We start from the raw sequence: 6,000 nt of genomic DNA on the forward strand, positions 1-6,000 counted from the left end.
TATTTGCTTGGTTCGAGAGCAAGCAGTTTTATTTACCAATTCAAAACCAGCGGTTTAATTAAGTGTTCAGTACTATTATTGTCTATCGATAAGTGCCCGCCATCGATATGGCTGATGATCTTTGGCCGTTCAGGGAGCGTGTACTTTATCGTCTTAGCCAGCCTGTTAGACTCTATCACTTGTTGAAACGTCACCCACTCGCACAGCCCATTTAGTATGTATTTACAAAATAAAAACTTATTTATAAAAAATTATTAACTTTGTGAGACCGGTTTCATTTTCTGACAATCTCTGTTGCATAGGAAGTGCGCAACCCATAAGTTGAAACTAGTTTCAATTAGAGGGGTGTTCCGTGTTTGATATTTCGATAATGTATCGATATTTAGACTCGTTTATAGATGGATTTTCGATAACCGCTAGTATTAGCGTCGCTTCTATTATTGGTAGTTTCTGTATTGGTTTGCTGGTGATGTTTGCGTGCATTAGTCAGTCAAAAGTGCTGTCTAAAACGGGCTATATCTACATAAACGTGTTTAGGAACATTCCCTTTATTGTTCAGGTGTTCTTTATTTTTTATGGTTTACCTGAACTACGTATTTTCATTGATCCCTACGCCACGGGAGTATTGGCGCTATCTATTGCTGTTGGCGCGTATTGTGCTGATGTGCTGCGGGCGGCTGTTCAGCAGGTTGATCGGGACGTGATAGAAGCAGCTCAATCCTTTGGCTTAAAACGCCTAACTATCTATCGAAAGATCGTTCTTCCCATCGCGTTGCGAAATTCGATCAAACCGCTAGGTTCGATCTTCGTGAACCTAATTTTGACCACGTCTATTTTGTCGACAGTAACACTTAACGAACTTACAGGGACCGCAAAAATCATTGCGGCGGAAACGTTTAGGCCATTTGAAGTTTACTTCTTTTTATTACTGTTTTACTGCGTGATGACGTACATCTTATCCATTCTTATTGCTTTAGTGCACAAGCGACTAAATCGATTCTCTGAAGTAGGAGCATAGCGATGTCTGATAATGAATTTGTCCCCTATGACCTTATTGTTTTGCTTAGTGGAATCAGTGTTTCGTTAAAGGTGTTTTTGGTATCTAGCTTGTTTGGCGGTTTGTTGGGTTTAGGGTTGGCGCTATCTCGTCACTATCGATTCCCTATATTGAGCCAGCTTTCTGTTTTTGTAAGCGAGTTTCTTAAAAACTCACCAGTTCTGGTTCAGCTGTTCCTGATCTACTTTGGTCTGCCGATCTTCCTCTCTATGGACATGTCGGCGGAATTAGCCGCGACTATCACGCTGACAGGTAATACGGCTGCATTTGTTTCCGTCATTATTGTTACCGCAATGGCAGCGGTAGATAAAGGTCAGGTTGAAGCTGCACGTTCGTTTGGCATCTCTGAGATGGTGATTTTGAAGAAGATCATTACGCCTCAAGCATTGCTGGTTGCCATTGCGCCACTCGTCGGTCTCGCGGTTAACCAACTACAGGTCACGTCACTAGTCTCCGTTATAGGGGTTATGGACATTACAAAAGTAGGCGCCATTTTGAACCAACGTACGTGGCAGCCATTTATTGTTTGGCCTGTCATCGGGCTGACCTACTTCTCCATGTCGATGGCCATCTCCAAGGTGGGAAGAAAGCTCGAGCTCTACTTACGAAAACATCAATCTTGGTCTTTAGCATAAGGTGAACCCCATGATTTCAATTAACAACGTAAAGAAGTCTTTTGGAAGTAACAACATATTAAAAGGGGTCAGCCTAAATATTGAGCAAGGTGACGTAGTTTCTATTTTAGGTGCGAGTGGCTCTGGAAAGTCAACCCTACTGCGCTGTATCAATGGGCTGGAATCAATTAATGACGGTGACATTACCTTCCTCGACCTTTCGGTTTCCAACAAAACGGAGCTACAAAAGATCCGTACGTCAGTGTCGACGGTGTTTCAACACTTTAATCTTTACCCGCATTTGAGCATTTTGGACAACATCACCCTAGCACCTATTGAAGTATTAGGGCAAAGCAAGGAACAAGCCAAAAGCACCGCAAGAGAACTGTTAAAGCTTGTTGATTTAGCCGACAAAGAGGCGAGTTTTCCAGCTCAACTCTCTGGCGGACAAAAACAGCGTATCGGTATTTGTCGCGCTCTAGCAATGAAGCCGGAGTGTTTGCTATTGGACGAAGTAACTAGTGCGCTTGACCCAGAAATGACCTCAGAGGTGCTCGATGTACTCGCTGACCTGGCAAAATCAGGCACAACATTAATCTTTGTCACTCACGAAATTGCCTTCGCGAAAAAGATCTCCAATCGCATTGTTTTCCTCGACGAAGGGGTAGTAAGAGCTGACATGGATAAAGACGCTTTCTTCTCCGATGAAGGCGGTAAAAAAGACGAAAGAATTAGACGATTTTTAGAGAAAATGGATAGCAAATAATGATTGTATTATCAAATTCAGAAGCTTGGCCGGGAATCGATGACACGGTAAATATGCTTAATAGCGGCGACAATGGTCTCGATGCGGTTATTTGTGGTATTGAAAAAGTTGAAGCAGAACCAAGAATTCGCAGTGTAGGTTACGGTGGCTGGCCTAACCTATTGGGTGATATGGAATTTGATGGTGCGGTAATGGACGGCAACACGCTTCGAACAGGTGCCGTAGGGGCCGTCAAAGATCATTTTCACGTCACGCGCATTGCCAAAAAAGTGATGGAAGAACTGAACCACGAAATCCTCGTGGGGGAAGGGGCGACACGCTTTGCCTATGAAATGGGTTTTGAGTGCCCTAACCCTCTACTAGAGGACTCTAAAGAAGTGTGGTTTAAGAAGCTTCAAGAAATCACTGGCGAAGAAAACCCTGACATGTCGACTCGTCCGCTTGCGCATCTCAATTCAATGATCACCGACCCAGAGAAAGTCCGTGATACCACCGTATTTCTAACTAAAGACAGTAAAGACAGTATCTATGCAGCTACTAGTACGTCAGGGTGGGCATGGAAATATCCAGGACGCCTTGGCGATTCGCCTATTGTCGGCGCTGGTTTTTATGCGGATAGCCGATATGGTGCAGCGGCCTGCACTCATACTGGGGAAATGACCATCAGAGCCAACACATCCTACTCCATAGTAATGGCGATGCGTCTTGGCTTCTCACTAGATCAAGCGGTAGATATGGCCATTGAAGAACTAAATTCGCTTAGAACGGGCTTTTTAGCCGGCGTTGTCATTCATGCGATCGATAAACATGACAACTACCGAGTCATCAATTTTGGATGTGAAGAGGACATCAAATACTGGGTTTACAAATCTGGAATGAGTAAACCTGAACAAAGAATAGCGGAAAGACGCTATATGGATAAACGAAATGAAATGGAGAACCACAATGAAATTTAAGGCATTGGTTACCACCATATTGGCAAGTGCACTCGTAATCAGCTCCCCCTCAGTATTCGCTGGCAAACTCGAAGACATTCGAGAGCGCGGTTACATTAAAATTGGCGTTTCACTCGGTGGCGAACCTATCGGGTTTCGTGATCAAAAGAATAACCCAGTAGGTTATGACGTTGATTTAGCAAAACGCTTAGCACAAAAACTTGGCGTTGAAGTACGCTTCACTGATGTTCATGGTGACGCTCGTGTTTCAATGTTGTTTTCTGACCAACTAGATGCTGTCATCGGTAATATGTCAGCGACATTAGAACGTGCTAAATCGGTAAATTTCTCTATTCCTTATGCACGCGCTGGCCTTCGTATTGTGCATCAAAAAGACCAGAATATTAATTCACTGCAGGAACTTGCGGGCAAACGCGTAGTTGTAGGCCGAGGTTCAACTGGTGAAACCTTTTTGAAACGTGAAGTGCCAGACGCTGAATTGGTTTACACCGATAACTTTGCACCAGACGGTGTATTGTTGCTTCGACAAGGCCGTGTAGATGCGGGTATTGAAGACAGCTCCCTGATTGATTACCTAGCCACTAACAACCCAAATCTTGTAACTCTGCCAGGCTTGCACTCCAATGACCCTATCGCCATTGGAGTGAGAAAAGGCGACGCCGAGTACTTACGCTGGATGGATATGTTTGTTTCCGATTACATTAATTCTGGTGCTTATGAAGCCTCTTACCACAAATGGTGGGGCGCGGATGCTAACCCACCTAAACTAGTGGGTACTTGGTAAGCTAATAATTCAAAGGCCCTTTTCCCCGGGCCTTTTCTCTTCTCTATCTTTCCACAAGTTCCAATGAGCTAGCTGTATGAAAATTGAAGTCTGTATCGATAACATTGAATCACTGTACACTTCCATCGCGGCAGGGGCCGATAGAATAGAATTGTGCAGCGCTCTGTCGCTGGGCGGTCTAACGCCCTCATTAGGCTTGATAACTCAGGCTGTTGCTGTTTCTTCTATCCCTATTTATGTAATGATTCGCCCTCGCGATGGCGACTTTGTCTTTAGTGAAGAAGAGATCCACTTTATGGAGCAGGAAATACTCAGCTACAAGTTGCTTGGCGTTGATGGCGTCGTCATTGGTGCGCTTAATCCCAACGCTACCATTAATGAGGTGGCACTGCGTCGATGGACTACCGCCGCTCAAGGTATCGGAATCACTTTTCATCGCGCATTTGATTTGGTTGCTAACCCGATAGAGAGTTTAGAGCTTCTATGCCAATACCCGATTGACAGAGTTTTAACTTCAGGGCTTCAGCCTACTGCGCTAGAAGGTATAGCGATGATCAAACAGTTAGTCGACGTCGCTCATGGGCGCCTATCGATTATGGCGGGCTCTGGAGTAAACGACAGCAATGCGCTCTCACTGGTTGATACCGGTATTACTGAGCTGCACCTTTCTGGTAAGAGGAAGCGCCCTAGCAACATGCTTCAGCAGAGCTCACAAATCTCCTTGGGAATAGAAAGTAGCGATGAGTGGGTCTCGGTAACAGACTATGATAAAGTGCAAAAAATCGTGAGGTTATTTGCGAATGAGTACTAAAACACTACCTACATTAAAGGATGTAGCCGACCGAGCCGGCGTATCAAAAGCGGTTGCCTCTCGGGCTTTTTCAAAAGAGAAAAAACCCATATCTGAAACAAAGAAGCAGCGCGTGTTGAAAGCCGCCGAAGAACTTGGGTACGTCATGAATCCCTTCGCTCATAGCTTGAATAGTAAAACGACTGGACTCGTTGCCATTGTGGTCAACCACATTAGTGATCTGAGTGACCTTGAGCTGTTTGACAATTTACTTCGAGGACTGCAATCAATAGGCAAGCTACCAATTTTCATTCGCATCAAAACCGAGCAGGATATTGCATCAATTACTGATAATTCGTTCGTCCATCACGTGGATGCGGCAATCATTTTCTCGGATCTCATTGAACCTAAAGACATGCCAAAGCTGTTCCTTACTCCGAGAGTGATCAACCTTAACGGACAAAACTGGGACAATACATGGTCGGTTTTGCTCGACGAAGAGCAAGCCATTCAGGATGCGGTGAATTATGCTGTTCAAGCCGGCGTGAAACGAGTTTATTTACTTGCCGGACGACAAAGCTCTGCGGTTGAAGAACGCAGGCTGGCTTTATACCGAGACAACTTTGCACGCCACGATATTTCTTTGAAAAACATCGCCTATTGCAATTATAAGTATAATGAGGCGAAGCAGTACCTCATCGACAATTCAAGCGAAATTGTTCAACCAAATAGTGGTGTAATTTGCACCTCTGATGCAATGGCGATGGCTGCAGTAGACAGTTTTGGTAACAACCAACATAACCGTCCGGTAATCATCGGGTTTGATAACACTTTCTTCTCTCACTTTGGATCTTACCAATTCCCAAGTATTGGCTACTCAAAGGAAGAACTTATTGACATGGTGTTGGAGTTGATTACCCTGTCTTCTACGGAGCAAAACCTATCTGGTGAAAAGTTCATTCGCAACTTTTTTAACTGTCATTGAGAGAATGTGTTTTATACAGGGTGTCAAACCCGAAGAGAATTAAAACGC

At 44.4% G+C, this 6,000-nt stretch carries 8 protein-coding genes; 7 read left to right on the forward strand and 1 reads right to left on the reverse strand.

Annotated features, from left to right (window positions below):
- Positions 1–32 precede the first annotated feature (32 nt).
- A complete protein-coding gene (locus AC6R0R_RS05230) occupies positions 33–245 on the reverse strand; it encodes an IS66 family transposase (RefSeq protein ID WP_500625963.1) in 213 nt (70 codons plus the stop codon).
- A gap of 107 nt (positions 246–352) precedes the next feature.
- Here AC6R0R_RS05230 and AC6R0R_RS05235 point away from each other — a divergent pair, with 107 nt between their 5' ends.
- The 7 genes from AC6R0R_RS05235 (at position 353) to AC6R0R_RS05265 (ending at position 5,952) form a co-directional block, all read left to right on the forward strand.
- Positions 353–1,018, forward strand: a complete 666-nt coding sequence (locus AC6R0R_RS05235) for an amino acid ABC transporter permease (RefSeq protein WP_500625953.1) — start codon at positions 353–355, stop codon at positions 1,016–1,018.
- A gap of 2 nt (positions 1,019–1,020) precedes the next feature.
- Complete coding sequence (locus AC6R0R_RS05240) at positions 1,021–1,692, forward strand: amino acid ABC transporter permease (protein ID WP_500625954.1); 672 nt, start codon at positions 1,021–1,023, stop codon at positions 1,690–1,692.
- 10 nt (positions 1,693–1,702) lie between these two features.
- On the forward strand, positions 1,703–2,437 hold the full coding sequence (locus AC6R0R_RS05245; protein WP_500625955.1) for an amino acid ABC transporter ATP-binding protein: 735 nt from the start codon (positions 1,703–1,705) through the stop codon (positions 2,435–2,437).
- Positions 2,437–3,393: a glycosylasparaginase gene (locus AC6R0R_RS05250; protein ID WP_500625956.1), complete on the forward strand. Its 957-nt coding sequence runs from the start codon at positions 2,437–2,439 to the stop codon at positions 3,391–3,393. The genes AC6R0R_RS05245 and AC6R0R_RS05250 overlap by 1 nt, the downstream gene beginning before the upstream one ends.
- Entirely contained in the window at positions 3,383–4,177 is a 795-nt protein-coding gene (locus tag AC6R0R_RS05255) for a transporter substrate-binding domain-containing protein (RefSeq protein ID WP_500625957.1), read from the forward strand. The genes AC6R0R_RS05250 and AC6R0R_RS05255 overlap by 11 nt, the downstream gene beginning before the upstream one ends.
- Positions 4,178–4,253: 76 nt before the next feature.
- Positions 4,254–4,988 carry a copper homeostasis protein CutC gene (locus AC6R0R_RS05260; protein WP_500625958.1) on the forward strand — a complete coding sequence of 245 codons (735 nt, stop codon included), beginning with the start codon at positions 4,254–4,256 and terminating at the stop codon, positions 4,986–4,988.
- The gene (locus AC6R0R_RS05265; protein ID WP_500625959.1) at positions 4,978–5,952 is read left to right on the forward strand and encodes a LacI family DNA-binding transcriptional regulator; all 975 of its coding nucleotides are present in this window, start codon (positions 4,978–4,980) and stop codon (positions 5,950–5,952) included. Before AC6R0R_RS05260 ends, AC6R0R_RS05265 begins: the two co-directional genes overlap by 11 nt.
- Positions 5,953–6,000: the final 48 nt, after the last annotated feature.

It is taken from the genome of Vibrio sp. R12-SW3-ISO1 (assembly GCF_059834005.1).